This window comes from Paenibacillus radicis (ex Gao et al. 2016) (assembly GCF_014641555.1).
Taxonomy (GTDB): domain Bacteria; phylum Bacillota; class Bacilli; order Paenibacillales; family Paenibacillaceae; genus Pristimantibacillus; species Pristimantibacillus radicis.
This window is the reverse complement of the sequence record NZ_BMHY01000004.1, coordinates 338,787-360,529: the sequence shown is the minus strand read 5'-3', so window position 1 is coordinate 360,529 and position 21,743 is coordinate 338,787. Positions and strand designations below refer to the sequence as shown.

Annotated in this window: 22 protein-coding genes; 2 read left to right on the top strand and 20 right to left on the bottom strand. The window is 44.7% G+C overall.

Annotated features, from left to right (window positions below):
• Positions 1-26: 26 nt before the first annotated feature.
• Positions 27-524: a GNAT family N-acetyltransferase gene (locus IEX98_RS13220; protein WP_188889652.1), complete on the bottom strand. Its 498-nt coding sequence runs from the start codon at positions 522-524 to the stop codon at positions 27-29.
• Positions 525-604: 80 nt separating this feature from the next.
• Between IEX98_RS13220 and IEX98_RS13215 the strand changes: the two genes are divergently transcribed.
• Positions 605-1,534 carry a hypothetical protein gene (locus IEX98_RS13215; RefSeq protein WP_188889651.1) on the top strand — a complete coding sequence of 310 codons (930 nt, stop codon included), beginning with the start codon at positions 605-607 and terminating at the stop codon, positions 1,532-1,534.
• A gap of 75 nt (positions 1,535-1,609) precedes the next feature.
• Here IEX98_RS13215 and IEX98_RS13210 read toward each other — a convergent pair whose 3' ends face one another.
• The 8 genes from IEX98_RS13210 to IEX98_RS13175 form a co-directional block, all read right to left on the bottom strand.
• Entirely contained in the window at positions 1,610-2,962 is a 1,353-nt protein-coding gene (locus tag IEX98_RS13210) for an FAD-binding oxidoreductase (protein ID WP_188889650.1), read from the bottom strand.
• A 191-nt stretch (positions 2,963-3,153) separates the two neighbouring features.
• Complete coding sequence (locus IEX98_RS13205) at positions 3,154-4,053, bottom strand: SDR family oxidoreductase (protein ID WP_188889649.1); 900 nt, start codon at positions 4,051-4,053, stop codon at positions 3,154-3,156.
• A gap of 132 nt (positions 4,054-4,185) precedes the next feature.
• Positions 4,186-5,139, bottom strand: coding sequence for an AraC family transcriptional regulator (locus IEX98_RS13200; RefSeq protein WP_229692164.1), 954 nt, complete (start codon positions 5,137-5,139; stop codon positions 4,186-4,188).
• 335 nt (positions 5,140-5,474) lie between these two features.
• Positions 5,475-6,659: an MFS transporter gene (locus IEX98_RS13195; RefSeq protein WP_188889648.1), complete on the bottom strand. Its 1,185-nt coding sequence runs from the start codon at positions 6,657-6,659 to the stop codon at positions 5,475-5,477.
• Positions 6,660-6,968: 309 nt separating this feature from the next.
• Positions 6,969-7,541: a TetR/AcrR family transcriptional regulator gene (locus IEX98_RS13190; protein ID WP_188889855.1), complete on the bottom strand. Its 573-nt coding sequence runs from the start codon at positions 7,539-7,541 to the stop codon at positions 6,969-6,971.
• 49 nt (positions 7,542-7,590) lie between these two features.
• Positions 7,591-8,265, bottom strand: a complete 675-nt coding sequence (locus IEX98_RS13185) for an SDR family NAD(P)-dependent oxidoreductase (RefSeq protein ID WP_188889647.1) — start codon at positions 8,263-8,265, stop codon at positions 7,591-7,593.
• A 158-nt stretch (positions 8,266-8,423) separates the two neighbouring features.
• On the bottom strand, positions 8,424-9,665 hold the full coding sequence (locus IEX98_RS13180; RefSeq protein WP_188889646.1) for an anti-sigma factor: 1,242 nt from the start codon (positions 9,663-9,665) through the stop codon (positions 8,424-8,426).
• Between the two features lies 1 nt (position 9,666).
• Positions 9,667-10,161 carry a sigma-70 family RNA polymerase sigma factor gene (locus IEX98_RS13175; protein WP_188889645.1) on the bottom strand — a complete coding sequence of 165 codons (495 nt, stop codon included), beginning with the start codon at positions 10,159-10,161 and terminating at the stop codon, positions 9,667-9,669.
• Positions 10,162-10,527: 366 nt separating this feature from the next.
• Between IEX98_RS13175 and IEX98_RS13170 the strand changes: the two genes are divergently transcribed.
• The gene (locus IEX98_RS13170) at positions 10,528-11,193 is read left to right on the top strand and encodes an MgtC/SapB family protein (protein WP_188889644.1); all 666 of its coding nucleotides are present in this window, start codon (positions 10,528-10,530) and stop codon (positions 11,191-11,193) included.
• 125 nt (positions 11,194-11,318) lie between these two features.
• Here IEX98_RS13170 and IEX98_RS13165 read toward each other — a convergent pair whose 3' ends face one another.
• The 11 genes from IEX98_RS13165 to IEX98_RS13115 all read right to left on the bottom strand — a co-directional run bounded on the left by IEX98_RS13165 (position 11,319) and on the right by IEX98_RS13115 (position 21,739).
• Complete coding sequence (locus tag IEX98_RS13165; protein ID WP_188889854.1) at positions 11,319-12,509, bottom strand: MFS transporter; 1,191 nt, start codon at positions 12,507-12,509, stop codon at positions 11,319-11,321.
• Positions 12,510-12,598: 89 nt separating this feature from the next.
• Entirely contained in the window at positions 12,599-13,666 is a 1,068-nt protein-coding gene (locus IEX98_RS13160) for an Atu2307/SP_0267 family LLM class monooxygenase (protein WP_188889853.1), read from the bottom strand.
• Between the two features lie 94 nt (positions 13,667-13,760).
• Positions 13,761-14,042, bottom strand: a complete 282-nt coding sequence (locus IEX98_RS13155; RefSeq protein WP_188889643.1) for an ArsR/SmtB family transcription factor — start codon at positions 14,040-14,042, stop codon at positions 13,761-13,763.
• A 302-nt stretch (positions 14,043-14,344) separates the two neighbouring features.
• A complete protein-coding gene (locus tag IEX98_RS13150; protein WP_188889642.1) occupies positions 14,345-15,274 on the bottom strand; it encodes an NAD-dependent epimerase/dehydratase family protein in 930 nt (309 codons plus the stop codon).
• A gap of 32 nt (positions 15,275-15,306) precedes the next feature.
• Positions 15,307-15,966 (bottom strand): type 1 glutamine amidotransferase domain-containing protein, encoded by a 660-nt coding sequence (locus IEX98_RS13145; RefSeq protein WP_188889641.1) that lies wholly within the window; start codon positions 15,964-15,966, stop codon positions 15,307-15,309.
• A gap of 108 nt (positions 15,967-16,074) precedes the next feature.
• Entirely contained in the window at positions 16,075-16,962 is an 888-nt protein-coding gene (locus IEX98_RS13140) for a LysR family transcriptional regulator (RefSeq protein ID WP_188889640.1), read from the bottom strand.
• Positions 16,963-17,216: 254 nt separating this feature from the next.
• A complete protein-coding gene (locus IEX98_RS13135; protein ID WP_188889639.1) occupies positions 17,217-17,984 on the bottom strand; it encodes an ABC transporter permease in 768 nt (255 codons plus the stop codon).
• On the bottom strand, positions 17,984-18,754 hold the full coding sequence (locus tag IEX98_RS13130) for an ABC transporter ATP-binding protein (RefSeq protein WP_188889638.1): 771 nt from the start codon (positions 18,752-18,754) through the stop codon (positions 17,984-17,986). The genes IEX98_RS13135 and IEX98_RS13130 overlap by 1 nt, the downstream gene beginning before the upstream one ends.
• Positions 18,755-18,766: 12 nt before the next feature.
• Positions 18,767-19,633, bottom strand: a complete 867-nt coding sequence (locus IEX98_RS13125; protein ID WP_188889852.1) for a pentapeptide repeat-containing protein — start codon at positions 19,631-19,633, stop codon at positions 18,767-18,769.
• A 16-nt stretch (positions 19,634-19,649) separates the two neighbouring features.
• Entirely contained in the window at positions 19,650-19,979 is a 330-nt protein-coding gene (locus tag IEX98_RS13120) for a PadR family transcriptional regulator (protein WP_188889637.1), read from the bottom strand.
• 680 nt (positions 19,980-20,659) lie between these two features.
• Positions 20,660-21,739, bottom strand: a complete 1,080-nt coding sequence (locus IEX98_RS13115) for an ankyrin repeat domain-containing protein (RefSeq protein ID WP_188889636.1) — start codon at positions 21,737-21,739, stop codon at positions 20,660-20,662.
• Between the last annotated feature and the right edge of the window lie 4 nt (positions 21,740-21,743).

Sequence of the window (21,743 nt, the reverse complement as noted above, 5' to 3'; positions counted from 1 at the left end):
CCCATTCGAATACGTGATGTATACGCTTACTTTGTATACTCCTCTCTAAGTATTGACATTATGACTAGTGACTCAAAACCTTCGCCGTTAAAATAACTGTCTCTTAACGTACCCTCATAGACAAATCCAACTGACTCATAAACATGTATAGCCCTTTGATTAAAGTCCTTAACATCTAGCCATATCCGATGGGCCGGGTTGTTCTCAAACCCCCATTCGATAAGTCCCTTCATCACTTCTTTGCCATATCCATGCCCCTTTAACTTAATAGCAATGCGTCGTATACAAAGTGCCTTATTGGTATCCAATAAACCGGATAATATGACATAGCCCGTCTTTTCTCCCTGCTTGTTCTCAATCAATAAGTGCAAAATATCCTCATCTTTTAAAGCTTCTTGATGCTGTTCAATTGTCCATTGCCCGATATAGGATCGGTTCTCTTTGTCATGTTCCGTATGATACACAAAATCCAAATCATTGATCGTTGTTTGGCGAAGGAGCAGTCTGGCGGTTTGAATTTGCATAATGATTCCCTCATCTCGAATTTATCTTCATAATAATCTATAATCAAATACAATACTATACACGGTATGAGGTGAATGGGATGAGTGTAATCTTAAACCGAATTTTGAACCAGATTGGCGACCCGGAACTGTTAGATAAACTCCTTTCCTTGTCAAATGCAGACTTGAATTCCTTGCTGCTAGAACTATTTGACAAACAAACAGAAAAATCTACTCCAGCGGATGTCTTAAAGACATTCCAATCTAATCGGTTCTCTACCGCCAGCGACGTTAATGCAGCTAGATTCCATATACTAGAATCACAGTTATTAAAGACAGCAGAGGAAATGGACATTGAGACGCTTCTGCTCTCTCCTTCAGCCCCTCTTGGGAGTTGCAGCGTTTTTGGATGCGTGAATCAGTATAATGTGGTAAGTTCAGTACGCGGTACGGAAACACTGTCAGATCCATCAAACATGTTGGCCATTATTATAGCGGACAAGTTAAAGAGCAAGGCAGCAACCAACATTCTTCCTTTGCACTATGCTGCAACTGCAAGAGTTGTTAGGGCACAAGCCTTTTCCGGGCGCGGTTTTTCTGCTCATTTTGGACTGTTTTGCATGGTTTCCTCGGGCAAAGACAGCGGCTCTTACAATTGCGAAATCGAACTGCTTACCAAGCACTTTCTTTTTTATAAAGAGTTAATTCGAGAACATTATAATGCAAAGCTATCTATTGTTATGCGAAAAAGAGGCGGTTATACAGATGGCGGCGGCTTCTTCACACGTATGACCGAAGTTGTTCAAACGATGTTTCCTGACACGCCGCTTACTTTTGACTATGAAAATGAAGACAATAAGTATTACCAGGGAATCAATTTCAAGATATATATGGAACATGAACATGAAAAAATAGAAATTGGCGATGGCGGATTTGTAGATTGGATGAATCAGATGCTCGGAAGTAAAAAGGAGCGTTGCTTAATTAGCGGCATTGGTCTAGATCGGCTGTTGATGTTGCATAAGGGTTAACTCCATTTTAGGATAAAAAACGGCAGCCGATCATCATTGTCGGCTGCCGTTCTTTTACCACGCACGCATGTAGGTTTATTTAAATGTCGCTGGTGTAATACTTTGAGGATTATTAAATACATTCTGCGGATCATACTTCGCTTTCACTCTACGCAGCCTCGGATAGTTCTTGCCATAATAGACAGGCCCGGAACATTTAATACCTTGGTCCGGCACGTTGATGTAGGAACCTACGATATACGGCTGCAGCTTCTTCCGGGTGTTGCGAGTCAGGGCAATATTTCTAGCGGCATTTGATCGTTTAACCCATGAGCTGTTCCATTCCACATAAAATTGTGCTTTGCGCCAGTAGAATGCGGTGGCTCTAGGTGCAATACGACTGATGGCACCACCCCAGTTAAGGAAGAAGAATCCGGCTGGCGTCCCTCCCTCAGCTTTTTCTAGAAACTGGCGCATCACTTTATAAGCTTTATCCGGGAATGGACGCCTGCCGAAGGCGCTAGAGAACTGGTTGCTGAACTTTTGAGTAAGCACGGGATCGGGGGCTAACAGAAACTTAGTGGCTTCAAGGTATGGAAGCAGCCGGATCGTTTTTTTAGTAGGTGTCCCTACACTAAGAATGGGTTCTAATTGACGGAAAGCTTCTGTTTTCGACCCAAGGTACAGCCCCAGCATGCTGACATTTCCGCCCTTTTTGGGACCTACACTCAATTCGCTGCCTAATTTGGTACTAGCGTTAGGAGCCCATACCTGCCATTTTTTTACGACTTTTTCGAACTGCTCCCATGGCCAAGTAACACTGAATACGGTAGCTTTGGCCGGAGCGCGGCGCACTTTGAATTTATATTTGGTATAGACACCAAAGTTGCCGCCACCGCCGCCTCGGGTAGCCCATAGCAGATCGGAGTTGCGTTTTTTGTTGGCCAGAATGACTCTTCCCTTTGCGTCAACCATCTCTACTTCGATTAAATTATCGCTGATGAGTCCAGTAGTCCTTTGAAGCGGGCCAATCCCGCCCCCAGGCGTAATTCCGCCAATACCAACAGAAGGGCTGTCGCCAAACGGAGCAATAAATCCTTGCCTTGCCAGTGTATCTACAATTCTGCCTACCCGATTGCCTGTCTCAACTACAGCAGTCGCGCATTTTCGATTTAACTTGATTTTCTTCATATCGCTAACGTCGATGACAATACCTCCGTTAACCTGTGAAAGGTTAGTTTCTAAGGCATGTCTTCCGCTTCTTGGCCGAATGGGTACGTTATTTTGGCGAGCCCACTTTATCGCGTTTGCCACATCTCTCGTTCTTTGAGCAAATACAAACACTTTAGGAAATCTGTCAGTATGCGGATCCCAGTTTTTCCGAGCGGCTTCATACCCCTTATCTCCCTTAAATATCACTCGTCCGGTAAGTTTCGTTGTCAATTTCACATATCCAACTCCCTATGTTTGAATGGATGTACATGTCATCAGCAAATTAGGCAGATACCGTATAACGTATGAAAGGTTTAACTGCCGGGTATGGGCTGCTGCTGATAAAATATAAAAAAGCCGTAATCAATTGATTACGACTATCATTAATTTTATTTGAGTGTTTGATATAAGGAGCCATTTCGGCTCGTTCAGTTCTTAAAGTAAAAGTCTCCTTCTAAATCACGCAGAAGATTTATATGCTCAGGCTTCCATCCGAGCAGCTCTTGGGTCAATGTACTCGAAGCCTGAATGTTCTGCGAAGCGAAGTTCGCCAGCCAGCCAAAGTGATCAGAAGCAGATTCAACTTGCTTGCTAATTACAGGCAAATCAAGTTTACGGCCGATAACTGCTGCGATCTCGCGAATCGACACTCCTTCCTCGCCGATTGCATGCAGCTTGCTACCTGCGGGAGCAGCTTCAAGTGCAAGCCGGAAAAGTCTTGCAGCATCCAGACGGTGAACTGCGGACCAGCGGTTTGAACCTTCGCCTATATATGCAGAGGTGCCTGTACGCCGAGCCACATTAATCAATGCCGGAACAAAACCTCCACGATCACCATCCCCATGCACCGAAGGCGGGAGCCTCAAGACAGATACACGCACGCCATGGGAAGCTAAGGAAAGAGCCTCCTCTTCAGAAGCGATACGGTGCTTACCTGCAGTGTTGACATCAGGAGCATCTTCCTCAGTGCCAATTCGGTCTGGTGCAAGATGACCAATCACGGAAGCAATAACCAAAGGGCGGCCAGAGCCGGCAAGCGCTGCACCAAAAGTCTGAACAGCTCGCCGGTCCGTGAGTCCAGCAGCTCCCATGTTAGAAAAGTCGTGGTTGAAGGCCGTATGGATGACACCATCCGATATTTCTGCACCTCTTCTAAGGCTTGCGAGATCATCCAAAGACCCGCGGTGTACGGATGCTCCCACTTTAAGAAGAGAATTGGCCGCTTCATCCGAGCGAGCAAAGCCAATGACTTCATGCCCTGCATTTATCAACTCACTTACAACTGCAGAACCGATAAACCCTGTCGCACCAGTTACAAATATACGCATAATAAGATTCCTCCTCTGGATATGAAATCTGCTTGAAGCGCAGATACAAGACTATTTTAGTACGCATCCTATTCAGAGGATTGCCTGTTCTGCTGCACTTATTGCCTATTCCAACGGAAGATTGGAATTCGGTTATTGACGTAATGCTGCAACGTCTTTTTTTGGGGGATTTCCAAAAAAACGGCTATAGTCTCGACTAAATTGCGAGGGGCTCGCATAGCCCACAAGATTGCATGCCGTCGTCGCGTCCATTGATTCGGATATCATTAACCGTCTCGCTTCATGCAGGCGAAGTGCTTTTTGGTATTGCAGCGGACTCATTGAAGTAATCGACTTAAAGTGGACTCGAAAAGTGGACTCACTCATGTGTGCCAGTTCAGCTAATTCCGCAACTTTCATTGGATGGGAATAATTATTGCGAATCCATGTAACTGCTTTCGTAACAAGATGAGCTTCGGAACCTGCAAAACCTAGTTCAGCGATTCGAGATCCAATAGGGCTGCGTAGGACGCGTATTAAAATTTCATCCATAATAAGGGGGCTAAGAAGATCAGAGTCGCTTTTATTGTTCAAACATTCTATAAGTCTTGAAGCAGCATTAAGCATACCTGCATCGGCATCAAGAACATAACCGGCATTCCATTTCGTTACGGCAGGAACACCATGTGGATATACTCGAAGAGCTAATTCAGCAATTTTATGCGGGTCAATAACCAGTTTCACACCTAGATAAGGCTCGAAGTGGCTGGCGTCTGTGACTTTCAAAGCAATCGGCAAAGCAACAGGAAGCATAAGGATTTGCGATTGATTAAATCGATAGACCTCTTGCCCTGCTATCACGGTCTTAGCGCCTTGTGCAACAATTAACATGGAGGGCAAATCGAAAGATTTCACATCGTTCTTATTTACTCGAGAAAACCGGCTCACGGACAAACAAGGAATGCGTTGACTAAAGAAACCATCGTATGGAGCAAGGCCGCTAATCAAGTTTGCCAAGCGCAGCGTCTCCGCAGTAATTAATTCCTTGTTGCTAGCGTTCGCAGGTGAAGCTGCTGTATGTTCGGATTGGATTGACATAAGTTCCATGAGCACCTCCTGTGACTCTATTCTGTATAATTTGAATAAGTTACAACGCGATAATTGGATTCCCGTTCTCTATACTTCAATACTAACACATTGGAGGTAAAACGCTCTTTAATTCCAATACACATAAGTCCCAATCAGCTGTGTTTTACTAGATCTCTGCCTATTCACTGCTTCTGTAAAAGGCAAAAAACCAACATTCAAGGCTGAAGCATGAATGTTGGTTTTACGATAACTTTTTATACACGACATCATAATTGTACTCTCGGCATGGATGAGCAGAACAACTGTTCAAAGGACTATTGCAAGATATCTTTTCCCGTTTCATCATCTTCTTCTTATAAGCTCTTAAATTGTTCGGTTACTGCTTTCTGTTTACTATTCAACACAATCGAAATGACTGCAAATACGGTTGCAAGCAATACGACTAATCCTCCGACCCAACCAATCGATGATAGGGGAAGATTTTCTACAATCACACCGCCTAGAGTTGCTCCCACGGCGACACCAAGATGGAATGCAGAAGAATTCAAACTCAGAATAATATCAGTTGATTGAGGTGCCATCGTAACCAAATAAAACTGCTGTGCTGGGGCCGTTGTCCAAGCTCCAAGCATCCAAAGAGCTACTATGAATAAGGAACCGACAAAGGTAACGGCAGCAACCGGAAGAAAGAACAAGGCAATTACATGAAGGAGCAAACTTACAATAAGTGTACGGGCAATTCCCCATTTATCAGCACCGTAGCCTCCTACACGCGCTCCTACAACAGCCATTAGTCCCATGCCAAGTAAGACAAGACTAATCGTATTCGTGTTAAGTCCGGCGTTTTCGCGCAGCAATGGAGCTAGATACGTTGAAACAACGGAGTAACCTGTAATAAATAATAAAGATGTTAGCAACCCGCTAATGACTTTGAATTCTTTCAATACAGCCAGTTGTTTAGACAGCGGAACCGCTTCTTGACCGGATAACTTAGGAACGGCTTTTGCGATTGCAGCAATCGTTACCACGGTGACTAAGCCAAGAATTGCGAAGATCCAGCGCCATCCCATATACTCTCCGATTAAAGTTCCTAAAGGGAGGCCGACGACAAGTGCGAGACTTGTTCCCATTAAGACGGTACCGATCGCACTTCCTCTTTTCTCCGGCGGAGCCATTTGTGCGGCAACCCCCAAGGCAACTACCGCGAACACACCAGCACTTACACCCAAAACAGCCCGGGAAATCATAAGTAATGCAAAATTAGGGCTTATAACAGCAACAATATTACCGATAACGAACGTACATAGTGCCGCCAATAGAAGTTTTTTTCGATCAACCCTAGATGTGAATGCAATTAAAATCGGCGTACCCACTGCGTAGCCAATGGAGTATACAGTAACTAATTGTCCAGCAAGACCTATCGATACCTGTATATCTGAGGCGAGCATGTCAAGAATCCCAGTAATTATCGATTCGGCTGTACCCACTACGGTTGCACCTAATGCTAGAAAATAAATAATCAATTTATAGTTTTTCATGAATACTAGATCTCCCTTTGTCCTTATAAAAATTGAATTTGAATGGAATATAAAAAATTTTTAACAGGTTTCCTCGACAACAGGATGGCCTCGGCTTCTGTTAGAATGCATGGCGAAACGTTCACCTCCTTTCTATCGAACGTTCGATCAATTCATACGAAAATTTGATCGAACGTTCGATCAAAAACCTCCCAAAAAATGAGCTGATTTTGCTTTCATGGCATCTCAGCTCATTGGAATTTTTATGTTTGAACCACACGACATTTTTATCGAACGTTCGATCAATTTATTTGATAAAAAATGGGCTGTTTATGCCTTAATAGCATTCCAGCTCATTTGAATCATTTTCTCAATATTAGCAGAACTAAGGTCATATTCACCATTTATATACTCTTTCCCTATTTGGACAAATGGCAGACAGGAGTAAGTAATCAATAGATTCCTTTCCGAATCTTTGAATAATCCTTCCCTGACCCCCTTCTCGAATAAGGGATATAACGGCTTGAACACACCGCCATTATGGTCATTACAGTTATTCCGTATAAACGGTGCATCAAGGAACTGTTCCATCAACAGAAAGTTTGCTTGATTGTTAATAATATAATTGGAATAATTACGCAGTATTTTCTCAAAACCATCCTTGACTGGCATATCCTCCGTTACACCTTTAAACATCAACAGGTGCATTTGGTCCTTGAGGTTAAAATATAGCTTAATCAGCAAGTCTTCTTTACTTTCGAAATAAAAATAAATCGATGATGAAGAGATGCTGGCCCTCTTTGCAATTTTGGACATGGATATATCAGACAGACCTATCTCATTGAGAAGTTCAATGGTTGATTGATAAATGAGTTCCATTTTGTTATCGGTTTTATTTTTCATGAAACAAATTATAATCGAACGATCGATCAAAGTCAATTTCACACAACGTTTACCAAGCTTTTACTATCTTCCCGTGTTCAAAACGCTCCAGTAGAAATGTAAGAATTCGATCTGCCGCGTATTCAGGTGACTTTAGGTTCTTCTTATTGACTGTAGCTGCGTGCATAGCCGTATCTACCATATTGGGTCGAACAGCCATAATTTTAACATCACTTTGTTCAATTCCGATGCTTTTCGTAAACGTTTCTAATCCGGCTTTGGATGTGGAATAACAACTGCCGCCCGGGGATAAATTGAATGAGGAGCCGGAAGAAACATTTAACATTCTTTTCTCGACGTTCAATGGCTTTGAATATTTGATGAAGCTGGAAGTCAAAATCATTGGTGCAACCAAATTGATCGTTAACAATCGGGCGATTGCGCTTGGATCTATCTCCTCTATCGGCTGATTAAAGACAATTGCAGCATTATTAATGAGATACAAGGCATCGACGTCAGGACTTATCTTCTCGAGAATATTACGCATTAATGTATCTAATTCCTCAACGTGGTTTAAATCAAATTCAAAATAATCCATCCTATGCTTTTCGGAATTTGCCAAAGAAAGAAGTGCTTCATTCTTTGTTCTCGAGACACATATCAGATGATTATTATTCGATAACAGTTTTTTTGCGATGGCTTCGCCTATACCATGCGAAGCACCGGTTAATATAAAACAATTCATATTCTGTCGCCTCCACTTATAGGTTGTTACCATAAATTGCAAAGAACACTTGTTCGCCTGTCAATAGCTGAAGCACAAGATCGTTCAACAAAAAGGACGCTCCCGCGCTTTTTGCTTGGGCCACGTCCTTTCTCTTATATATTCCATATCCAATTTCCCTATTCCCGCGGCTGCCAGTTCCACAACTGCACATCACCAACTCTTAAATCTCTGATCCATGACTCTTCACGCAGCTTCAGCAATTCTTTGACGGGGCCGGTAATTACAGCTCCATATAGCTTCACACCATTTTTGTCCACATAATCGATCGTACGGTCTAGCTGCAGAAAAGGAGCTGCTTTGGCTGAAATACCTTTATTTTTCTGCAGCATGGATAAGGTTTTCTTGAAGTACCCATTCCGTTTTTCCCCGTCACCATAGGCTTCGAGTGAAGGATAATGTCCGCCACTGGAAACCATTTTGCCTAACCCCGTCTTCTTTTCCGAGTAAAAGTCTACTGTCAAATCATCTGATTGCCAGACCGGCAAGTAAGGGAAACCGACTGGATTTATGATAACCCCACCGCTGTCAACAAACTTCAGATCAAGACCGGTATCTACGGCGAACCAGACCGGGTCCATGTTCTTATGTTCGAATTTCTTTAGCACCTCATCTGTCGAGAATAACCGGTCAAATGATAGATACGCTTCTGCCACAGTTCCCTCTGGAAGCTTCTCGAGCATAGCCCACTCATTCTGATCAAAGCGCTCCGCTTCACCGCGATTAACCTCCTGCTGCTCGCTTTCTTCACCTGGCTTATAATCAGGATGATAGAAAAAACGGTTGCCGCCCATATTGTTTTCTTGCCAAGTGATATTCGGAGCCGATGCAAGATTCATCAGAAACCGCATTGAAAAATCCGCCACAGCAATATCTTCATCACCGACTCGCTTATTCAGCTTGCCTTTAAAGTCCATCGTGAAAAATGCATTTCCCGATCCGTTCACATTAACCTTCACATTGGGCTGGGACACAGCGACTGCTGACTCCACAACATCCCGATAAGCTGCCATTCTGTCCGGCGTTCCGCTCCCATAGAATACGCCAGTAATTACCGAACTAATTACGGTCAGCACCAGCAAGACTGACAACACGGTAAAGACATTCATCACCCGAGCCTTCCATTTGCCGCGCCGGATAATAACAGCTTCATTCAATGAGGCTGATGGCATGGGATTACGAATCGTCTGCCCCTCTTTCCCCTCCCCCGCAAGTTCTGGGTCTGGATTTATGATAACCTCCTCCAAATAAGCTTGATAAACCTCCATTTTCTCCATTTCAAGCTCTACTTCTTCACGCTCTTCATCAGTGAGCTTGCCCGCAGCATAATCCTGTAACTTCCGTTTGAAATCCTCACTCATTCTAATTCTCCTTTCGCTCCTGCCCCCGTACCGCTTGCCTTGCCCGAAACAGCAAAATCTTCACATGTGATAGCCGGATATCCATAATGTCTGCAGCCTCTTGATACGTAAGCTGGTTGAAATCAATGAGCAGCATCGCTTGCCGCTGATTTTCCGGTAATCCGGATAAAATTCTCCCGATCTCATTCCAACGCTCCTGAAGCAGCAGCTCATCCTCCGGGGTCCGAAGATCTGTTAGACGCTGAAAATAATCTGGGGCTTGCAATGTTGTGCGGCGCTCCTTGCGCTTGTAATCTACATAAGCATTATAGGCAACTCGGAATAACCATGGCTTGACCTTCTCGTCCTGACAATTTTCCAAGTAAAGATATGCCCGATAAAAGGTCTCTTGCATCAAATCTTCTGCCGTATGATGGTCGTAGCAGAGGGAGCGCAAGTAGCGATAGACATCCTGCACATAATGCTGGTAAATACTATCCAGATGCTTTCCCTTCATTTTCTCCCCCCTGCCCTAATCACGGTTCAGACGAAATAAAGTTACAGATTACCATCAAAAAACTGAAATCATCCAAATAAAGTTAAGCAGTCATGTTTCAATCCGGATTAAATGGTTTAATTCCGTTAGTAAAGATTTCACGATACCTAACAGACCGCAGTGAAAAAACTGCAACAAGACGGGAAGCAACTCGATCTAATCGAGAGGCTTATTTGCCGAATAAGGGGAAACATAGTAAGAGAGTAATATTCTAACACACTTTGGACTACAGATCTGCTGAACCTTCCCCTTCTAAAAGGCTCCCCTTTGCCGTATACGTTGAAGAAGCGAGTAAAATGATTGGCTCATAAGAAAGGTGTTTTAACGATGGAACTTATTTATTTACTGCGTGTTGTAATAGCCGGGTTATGCGGCGCCCTCATTGGATATGAACGTAAAAACCGGATGAAAGAGGCCGGGATACGCACCCATTTTGTTGTCGCTGTAGGTGCGTCGCTTATGATGGTCGTCTCTAAATACGGGTTCATGGACCAGCTCCATTGGGAAAATCTTTCCCTCGACCCTTCGCGAATCGCTGCACAGGTTGTTAGCGGGGTCGGATTTCTTGGCGCCGGTATGATATTCATGCAGCGTCAAACCGTGAAGGGACTTACCACTGCCGCTGGCATTTGGGCTACCGCTGGGATGGGGATGGCTATAGGATCAGGCTTGTACTGGGTAGGCGGAGGTGTCACGATCATTATCGTACTCGCTCAAATCGTGCTGCATGGCAGATTCTACTCCTTAGCTACGCCTAAGACAGACCAGCTTCTCATTCGTTTCCATGATGAGCCTGATGCTATGCTCCATATTCAGCAGCTAATTAAAGCAGAGAACATTACGATTCTTTCGTTCCACGCCGAGAGCAGCACGAAGAATGGCGACGAAATCGAGCTAGAGATGGCGATTCGCCTGCCCCGTTCCTATGGACGGGAACAGCTGCTGCCCATCGTACAAAATCTGAAAGCCGTCATTTCGGTTGAAATTCAATGACTGAATTTACAAATAAAATTGCAATTTGCTAATGATCCTAGACAAAAAAGATTAGCGTTACCGATAAATCGGTAACGCTAATCTTTTTTAAATCGAGCCGCCATCAATTAATAAACTTTTTAAACTTATGATTTATTGAATACCCTCAATTGTTGTTCCTGTGTTACAGATTTGCGACGCATGGACAAAGAGAAAATAGCCGGGATAATTGCAATTGCGACGCCAATGCCGCCAAACCAGCCGACCGCCGTAAGCGACATGTTATCTACAATGACACCTCCAACTACAGCCCCTACTGCCATACCCAGCTGTACGATCGAATTGTTCAAACTAAGGATGATACCCGAAGCTTGAGGAGCCATGCTAATTAAGTTACCCATCTGTACTGGGCCTGTGAACCAAGCGAAAAAGGACCATAGCATCAGCAGAGGCAGAACGAACAGGGACGAATGGGATAAAGCCGTCAGTAAAAATAATATACCGGAGTGAAAGATCAAGCCGCCAATCATCGTGCGGGGAATGCCCCATTTGTCTACACCGTAGCCGCCAACTTGGGAGCCCAGGAGACTGGCAAGCCCAAATGCAAACAAACCAATGCTGACCATCCGCTCGCTCATGCCCGTAACGGTCAGGAGGAACGGCGTGATATACGTGTACAGAATCATATAACCAAATATCCAGAAGAAACCGATGGACAGCGCAATAGAGATTCGAGGATTTTTCAACAAAGCCAGCTGCTGACGGATCGGAACAGGCTCCTCTCCTTCCGATTTCGGAATCGTAAGCATCAGGACGAACATTGCGAGCAAGCTGAGCAGTCCAATTCCCGTGAAAATAATTTTCCAATCATAAGAGCCTGCAATGATTCTTCCGAGCGGAACGCCGAGAATAAGGGCAAGGTTAAAGCCCAGGAGAACTGTAGCAATAGCGCCGCCCTGTTTGCCAGGTTGAGCGATCTTGGCTGCAACAGTCAGGGCAACAACCATAAATACCCCTGTGCTTATCGCCAGTATAATTCTTGCTCCAAGCAGCATAGCGTACCCGCTTGTTAAGACCGTAATCAAATTTCCAATGAAGAATAAACTCAATGCCCATAACATTAGCTTTCTTCGATCCATTCTCGCAGTTACTGCAATTAAAATTGGGGTCCCTATAGCATAAGCAAGCGAATAGACAGTGATCAGTTGTCCGGCGGCTGCTAGCGATACGCCTACATCATTTGCTAACATATCCAAAATACCGGAAATTACGAATTCTGAAGTTCCGACTAAAAAGCTGATAATGGCTAAAATATAAATTTTCATACTCAATGTGATTCTCTCCTTTTCATTTTCACAGTTCTATATCTGTAGAATTCTGATTCAAAAAAAAATAAATGCTCAATACGATTCGTCTGCCTGCTCCTTTAAACGTTTCGGTCAGATGCCTGACGGGCAAGCTCCTTCCGGACAATCGGCGCTACTTTGGTGCCGAGAAGCTCAATTGTACGCAATAAATCGCGATGCGGCAGCGAGCTAAAATCAACGTACATCATAAATCGGGTCAAGCCTAGGTTTTTGTTCAGCAATATGATCTTCTCTGCAACATATTCAGGATCACCGACATAAAGAGCACCTTGTAGGCTGCTGGCTGCATCGTACGTGTCACGAGTATATGGCTGCCAGCCCCGCTCCCGTCCAATATGGTTCATTTGAGCCGCCATGACCGGGAAATAACGATCAGCTGCATCTTGTGCCGTATCTGAAATAAAACCATGTGAATGTGTTGCGATCTGCAGCTTGTTCGGATCATGACCTGCTCTCACGGCAGCTTCCTTATAAAGCTCCACTAAAGGCGCAAACCTCTCCTCCATTCCGCCCAGAATGGAGAAGACAATCGGAAGTCCCAGCAGGCCGGCACGTATAGCTGATTCCGGGTTTCCCCCTGAGCCTATCCATACTGGCAGGAGCTCCTGTTGTGCACGAGGATAAATGCCCATGTTGTCAATCGCCGGGCGATGACCACCGCGCCAGGTGACCTTCTCAGAAGCGCGAATCTTCAGCAACAGCTCTAATTTCTCTTCGAATAATTCCTCGTAATGCTCCAAATCATAACCGAATAGCGGAAACGATTCGACAAACGAACCTCGTCCGGCCATGATCTCCGCTCGTCCGTTCGATAAACCGTCCACCGTTGCAAAGTCCTGATATACCCGTACCGGGTCATTCGAAGATAGTACGGTTACTGCGCTTGAGAGCCGAATACGCTTCGTTGCAGCAGCAGCGGCTGCCAGTATGACTGCTGGCGACGAGCTGGTGTAATCGATTCGATGATGCTCACCGATCGCATAGACATCTAGTCCCACTTGATCTGCCAATTGGACTTCCTCTATCGCTTGACGCAATCTTTCGGCATGCGATACACCGCCATCTGCAGGATTTGCATGAAGAAATGTGCTGATTCCAATCTCCATTGTTTTTGTTTGACCATTCATCATGATTCTCTCCTTTAATATGAGTTTTTCGTTTGAACATCTGTCAATTTCATTTCTACAGTTCTATATCTGTAGAAATGATGGTTAAAAAAATTTACGCCAGCAAATAGGGCGCAAATTTTTCCGCGATTTCACGATTGACGTTATAGTGAATAAACGATCCGCTTTTGCGGGAATCAATTAAGCCAGAGTCCGTCAATTGCTTGAGATGATGCGATAGCGTCGAGCCTGCAACCGATTCAAGCTTTTCACCAATAGCGGTAAAACATAAATTACTTTCTCTCGTGAGCAGTAAAGCGATTTTTAGCCGGGTAGGTTCCCCAAGAGCTTTATACACTTTAACCGCGTGTCCCATATCTTCTTGAATGTCACCCATTATCATCACCCCCTCGAATCTGTTCAGCAGTTCTATAACTATCGAAGTCAATATTACCACCGCCCCGTTCAAAAGTAAAGGGGGTGTTGCTGACCCAATTTGCATAGGTCCTGGTCGTCCGACAAAAAATAAACAGCATCCTATGCAAGAACACTTACACAGGATGCCGCACAATCACTTTTCTTATTTGATTTCTGTCATATAAGCTTTGAATTTTTCTGCGATTTCTTTTGCTTCGGTACGATACAAATAATGATTGGCTTCAATTGTGATTACTTTCCCATACGGATCATCACCTAGTTTCACATACAATCTGCCGAAACGGAAAATGAACATCTCAAATTATTTTTTATCCAGCTAAGCAATGACTCTTCCTTTGGAGCCCAGCCAAGTAAATTTCTTGCGTGAGCTGCACGGACACGGCTGTTCGAGGCAATGGCAAAACGCGCCCAGTCTCCAAGTTCTGCTATGGCTTCATCTGCGGGCCAGCTAATCGTCTTGCCGCCAAAGCCTAACGCATCACTGACCGATTTGGCGATGTCCCCGTAAGATTCCTCCCCATTTTCAGCAAAGAAATACGATGCGGACGGTGCTTTTTCAAGCGCCAATATATACAGCTGGACCAAATCCTTGATGTGGACATTGGACCAGCGGTTTACACCTTTGCCAACATGAACGCCTGCTTGCAACTCTCGCGACTTGCGAATAATTTGCGGCAATTGATCGCTTTCTACAGGCAGCGCTAATGCATCACCATAGATCATCGACGGGACAATTACGATGCCTCTCACCCAACTATCGATCCCAGCCTTACGCACGAGGTTGTTGATCGCTACGCGGTTTTCTCTAATATCCATTGGCACAAACGGCGTTTCCTCGTCAAAAATTTGTTCGCTCACTGTATCTCCGCGGGCGTCGTCTCCAACCACACTCGAACCCGATGTATGCAAGAATGGTTTCCCGCTTCCGCGCAAAGCAGCTATAAAAGTCTCAACTGCCACCAAATGATCGGAATCGGCCGTATGAATAACCGCGTCGCTGAGCTTGGCATACTTCGTTAGAGTAGCCGTATCATCCAACGTTCCGAGTATAGGCTCTATACCCAATTCCCTTAAAGCTTCCATCTTATCGGGATTACGAACCAGACCGTATACTTTATACCCCGCATCAAGTAAAGCTTTAGCCACCGATCCACCAATATAGCCTGAAGCTCCTGTAACAAACACTTTCATAAAGTATCTCTCCTCATTTATAATCTATGACTTTAGGATAAGTTCTCAATAACAGCTTTAGTTACAGCGAGCGTAGACTGCGGATTTTGGCCAGTAATCAGGTTGCCGTCCACTTCGTAATGAGTAGACCAGTTCGGCGCTGCCACGAATATTGCCCCCAGATCGCGTAGCCTGCTCTCCAGTAAGAAAGGCAGATGCTTGTCCAACGTTGTTTGTGCTTCCTCCCGGTCTGTAAATGCGTTGACTCTTTTACCCGCTACAAGCGGTTGTCCATCCGACAAAGTCACACCAACCAGTCCGGCAGGACCGTGGCATACAGCGGCTACAATTTTATTTTGTTCAAAAAAACCACGTACCAGTCTCTTCAAGTTTTCGTCATGCGGCAGGTCGTACATCGTTCCATGACCGCCCGGCAAGAAAATAGCATCAAACCCATCAGGGGATACTTTATCTAGCTTTAAAGTGTTAACCAAATATTTCTTTGCATCCAAGATCTCTTGCTGTGTGTCAGCATCAACACTAGCAGGATCAACTGGGCTATTTCCTCCAAGCGGACTTGCGACCGTAACCTTATATCCTTGGGCCGTAAACTCCATATATGCTTCGGCGAACTCAGAAAGCCATATGCCGGTCCTTCTGCCATCATGAATTTCGGAATGGTTTGTGACGACGATCAGCACTTCTTTTGACATGGTATCAGCCTCCATTTATTTTTTTGTTGTTGCTTCTTTATATTAAGCTTCAGAATATATATTAAACAAATTAAGAAATAACAGCTTATTAATAAATATTTTTATAAATTACACTCGCTGATCCTGCTTATCTTCTCTAATGACTGAGATGATCTCATTAATCAGAGGCAAATGTTTATTCTTTAATTGATAAGCGAAATATAACTCATTTTTTACTTTTAAATGCTTATAAACAACTTTTGTTCTTCCCGTTTCCAATGAGTTTTGCAACAGGTACGTAGGAATGACACTCAAGCCCGCCCCAATCTCAACCGCCTTCAAGATCATGTGTAAATTAGGAATGACATGAATAGGTCTAATTTGAGGACGCTTCTTAAAATGCTCTCTCCAAATTCTTCTTATTATCGGCAATTCCAAGCCATAGCTCACCCACTTCTGTTCAGAGAGCCATTGCTCTTCAAGCTTCAGATTATCGAATTCAACAATCTCATAATCGCTTGGAGCGACTATGACAAACTCCTCATCCATAAACTTCAAATACTCAACACCGGGGGTTTGGAACCTTTTGGACATAATGAGGATGTCTAGTTTGTCTTCCTTTAGCAGCTCCAGTAATTGCTCGGCGGTTCCAAAATGCGAAATGGTACAACTATTGTATTTAGGAAGCTGCGGCAGTATCTTTTCACTAAAAAACTCATGCGCCGCTCCTATTTTAATAACGCTCATTGTTGGCAAAGAAGTTGCTTTAAAGCTCATTGTCGTATTTTCTAACAACTCAATGAGCGGAGCGAGCTGGGAATACAACTCCTTCCCCCGCTCTGTCGGAGTGATTTTTCTGGTCGTTCGAATAAATAAAGCTTCTCCCACCTCCGCCTCCAAGGCGGTTAAGTGCTGACTCATGGCCGGCTGCGTCATCATGCGGGTTTTTGCAGCTTCGGAAACCGATTGATGCTTATATATCGTGCAAAAGCTTCTGTACCATTCAAAATCAACCATATTGTTGGGACCACCTTTATTCTGTAAAATGTAACAGCTGTTTTGATAATATCGTATTAACACTCCTGCTTTCCACTCTATGATAACAATAACAAAAAACCGTTCCTCTATACTCAGGGAACGGTTCGTTATTTCCTTAACTGCGGCACAATGGAATACCCTCCAAATCAAGATTCGACGTTGTACGTTAGCGAAAGTATTATGATGGGTCGGACTCGTGATTTCAGGTTTATCTTTACTCTACAGATGATTTTTCAGACTCTTTTTTTATATACCCTCATTGCAAATAGATAAGCCACGAGCATAATTCCAATGCACCACGCAAGTGCAATCCATATATCATTACCCGCCTGCTGACCTGACAGCAATGCACGAATCGATTCTACGATCGAGGTCACCGGCTGGTTTTCGGCAAAGACGCGGACGACAGTTGGCATTGAATCAGTTGGCACAAATGCGGAGCTGATAAATGGAAGGAAGATTAGAGGGTAGGAAAAGGCGCTCGCACCATCCACTGTTTTTGCGGATAGTCCGGCAATTGCTGCCACCCATGTTAAGGCTAGCGTAAACAGAGCGAGTATACCGGCTACAGCAAGCCATGGCAGTACTCCTGCGGATGAACGAAAACCCATGAGCAACGCTACTAGAATGATGACGACTACCGATATGGCGTTGGATATAAGCGAAGTAAGCACATGACCCCAAAGCAAGGCAGAACGTGTTATCGGCATGGTCTGAAACCGCTCGAATATCCCCCGCTGTACATCGGTAAACAAACGAAAAGCCGTGTAGGATATTCCGCTGGCAATAGCCATAAGAAGGATGCCGGGCAACAGATAATTCACATAGTTATCCGTTCCGGTTTCAATTGCACCTCCGAATACATAGACGAACAGCAGCATCATCGCGATCGGTGTGATGGTAACCGTAATGATGGTATCCATACTGCGGACAATGTGACGCATGGAGCGCCCAAGCATAACGCTTATATCGGTGAAAAAATGTTTCTTTGCCGTCTCCATTATTTCGCCCCCTGTTTGCCGATGATTGCGAGGAAAATTTCCTCTAACGTCGGTTGTTTTTCAACATACTCCACCTTAGTAGTCGGAAACATCTTTTTCAGCTCCTGAAGCGTTCCATTAGCTATAATTCGGCCTTCATGCAGAACGGCAATCCGGTCGGCAAGCTGTTCAGCTTCCTCCAAATACTGTGTCGTGAGAAGGACTGTCGTCCCGCCGTCGGCAAGCTCCTTGACAACCTTCCATACTTCGATTCGAGCCTCAGGGTCAAGTCCGGTGGTTGGCTCATCCAGAAAAACAATCTGCGGTTTCCCCACAATGCTCAAGGCGATGTCTAGCCTGCGGCGCATCCCCCCTGAGTAGGTAGAAACTCTGCGGTCCGCTGCGTCAGTAAGTCCAAAACGTGCTAACATGTCATCCGCAACCTCGCGCGGGTTTTTGAGGTATCTTAATCTGGCAATCATGATCAGATTCTCGCGTCCAGTCAAAATTTCATCCACGGCGGCAAACTGTCCGGTTAGACTGATCCCCTGCCGGACTTGATCAGGTTGGGTTGATACATCGAATCCATTTATAGCTGCGGTTCCTCCGTCTGGTTTGAGAAGCGTCGTGAGAATTTTGACAACCGTTGTCTTTCCTGCCCCATTAGAGCCGAGGAGAGCGAAAATACTGCCCTTTTCCACCTCGAAATCTACGCCCTTGAGCACTTGAAGCTGTTTATAGGATTTCTGCAGACCTTTGACTTGAATGGACTTGGTTTGTACAGTTTGCATCGGAGTTCCTCCTTAAATAACTGTAACTTTCGACAAATCGGCTTCCATGCCTTTGAGCACCGCAAAGGTCAATTTATCCATCGTGGCTCCGTCAAAGCAGACGGTTTTGATCATCCGATAGTACTTCTTCGTCAAAGTAAACCCTGGCTGGAACGAAACATTTTTGAAGGTAGCGCCTTTGAACGAAACTCCGGTTAATGCCGCTTTTTCAAATTTAACGCCGATAAACGTCTGTCCGTCAAAGCATTGCCCAGTCAGATCGGAGTACTTGAAGTCCACCCCATCAAACAAACAGCCTTTAAAAATCGTTTTTCTAAGATCGGTCAACGTTAACGTAACGTCGGTCAGTTTGATCCCTGTAAATTGGGCTCCGTTTAGCCCCGACTTGCTGAAATTGGTTCTTACAAGGGTCGTCTTATTGAAGCTTGCATTGGCCAGGTCAAGCGCGGACAGGCTGCAGTCCGTCAGGTTTGCACCGTCAAAGTTGGCTTCGCGTACGTCACTGCTTTTAAACGAACTGCCGGTCAAATCTGCGCCGGAAAAATCAGAACCGTGCAACGCGCTGCCTTTAAATTCACCTTTATGGGCCTTAACACCGGCAAAGTCGCTTTTCGCCAGGTTGCTGGCGTTAAAGTTGGTTATGACTTGCCTCTCCAGCGAGCGGGAGAGGTTGGCGACCTCCAGAATGGTCTCCTCGATGTCGCCGATACTCTCAATCGTCAGCTTGAATGCGGTCTCGTCGTCCTTGCCCTCCGCTTTGAGCTCCCGGTATCGCTCTTGCAAATCGGAAAGCAGGTCTGCCTTTAATTCGGTGACGCTTTTCACCCCATCGTATGGCGTGAAAACACTGTTCAAATAATCCGTCAGCTTCTGATTCATCATAATAAATCGCTCCTTATAATAAGTTTTCTAACACGCGTTTTGCATACTCCCAATTGCTTTTATTACGGGCATACGTATCCTTGCCCTTTTCCGTTATTCTGAAATACTTGCGTCGTCCGCCCTGCGATTCATCGCCCCAATACCATTCGATGTCACCATCTGCTTCAAGCCGCCGGAAGCTGGAATACATCGTGGCTTCCTTTAATTCATATTCGCCGCCTGAACGCTCGGCAATCAGCTTGACAATCTCGTAACCGTAACGATCAGCTTCAGACAAAAGCCTTAAAATCATCGTATCCGTATGTCCTCTCAGCAGGTCGGATGTGATCTTGTTCTCGCTCATGTAATCACCTCCATATCTGCATGATAAGGCATATTACTATGACTGTCAAGGTAGTGTTTTAATTATAATACTCTGCCTCAAATATTTTGTGCATCCATACTGCGCGGAGTTCTCGGGAATATGCTTGAAAATAGAGAAATGGCGGTGCTTGGGAGTTATCCCTGCACCGCCATTTCTCATGTATGGTTGATTGTCGCATTCCGTATTTCAATCCCTATCTTGTTCAATTATTTCGCAAAACAGTAATAAACCCCTCTAAAATTTGATGGCTGACTACAAACCCTTTACGCTTGTAAAATTCCAATGCGTCATCATTGCCATTTGAGACGAAGATGAAACGGTCTTTGATCGTGTCAAACTCACTCAGCCATACCATGGACCGCTCAAAAAGCTTTGATCCAATCCCATGTTTTTGCCCACATATTTCCAATAGCTGAAGATAGATCAAAAGAGGTGGCGAAATCAGTGGAGTATGCCCCTTTGGGAGAGATACTCGAATAGACATACCCAACATTTTCGCCGTTATCTTTGACAAGTACAATGTGATTGTGAGCTGCACTTTGTATTGCCGGTATCATCCGTGTATCGAAATTCATATTTTCACCGGGATAACCTATTGAAAATGATCGAAACAGATTTATTTTTTATTAATCGTTCTCGTAAATGCGAAGAGCAGCCTATTACAACTCTCCCTCAAGAAATTTCAAGAGGTGTAATTCAGGCTGCGCGATGAACTCAGTAAAGCTGCATAAATCCGCATAGGTCTGGTGCTCCATGTCATAGCAGCCGATCAGACCTTTTTTCTTCGGATTCCAAACCAGCTGCAGATCCGAGTAATTGTCGATATCGGCTGAAAGACGGAGCAGCTTTTGCCTGCCCACTTTCATCTCAATCGTATCGGTCAATGTGAAAAAATCGATATACGCGATTCCATATTCATTTTGCGTCAGCTCAAGGCGCAGCTCGTCTCCTGTAAGAAAGCGAACCAGTTCATCGGTTAATTTATACGTTTTCAGCTCATACTTCTTGTTTTCCGCATTGTGGAAGTCAAGCGGCTCCAGCGATTTCAAGTAGTCGGCCAAGTCCGTATGCTTATTGCTGACCGCAATTGTATATGGCCGATCACCGTCTTTTTCCGCCAACGTAACGTCTGCTCCGTGTTCAACCAAAAATTTGACCATGGACATAACCCCCATACGTGCAGCCACGGTTAACGGAGTCGCTTGATAAGGATAGACCATATCCGGTTTATTATAATTGATGTCCACTCCCTGATCGAGCAAATACGTGAGTGTTTTATAGTCGTGGTCCGATACAGCTTGACGCAATACCGCACCGCCATGCAGTTTGATATCTAATCCCAGCTCATGAATAAGCGAGATATTGTTTTTATTGCCGTAGTAGGCCTGTGAATAGGCGCCTGACTTCACTTGATTGAGCTTGTCCATTTCTGCTCCATGCGAAGCAACGTAGCGAACGATATCTTCCTTGCAATAGCGAACAGCCCGCAAAAAAGCTGGATTATGACGGACATTCAGGTTGACTCCGTGCTCTACCAACAGCTTCACGACCTCTATCTGCTGCGAAATAAGCGCCAGATCCAATGGGCTAATTGTAGTATGCTTGCTAAGGACGATACCCTCTTCAATATCCCATCCTGCTTCAATTGCAACAGATAAAGCCGGAATATCTCCTTTGTATATCTGCATCGCGAGCTCCGGTAATTGCTCGAATTTCCCGATATCTTTGAGGACGATCATTCGT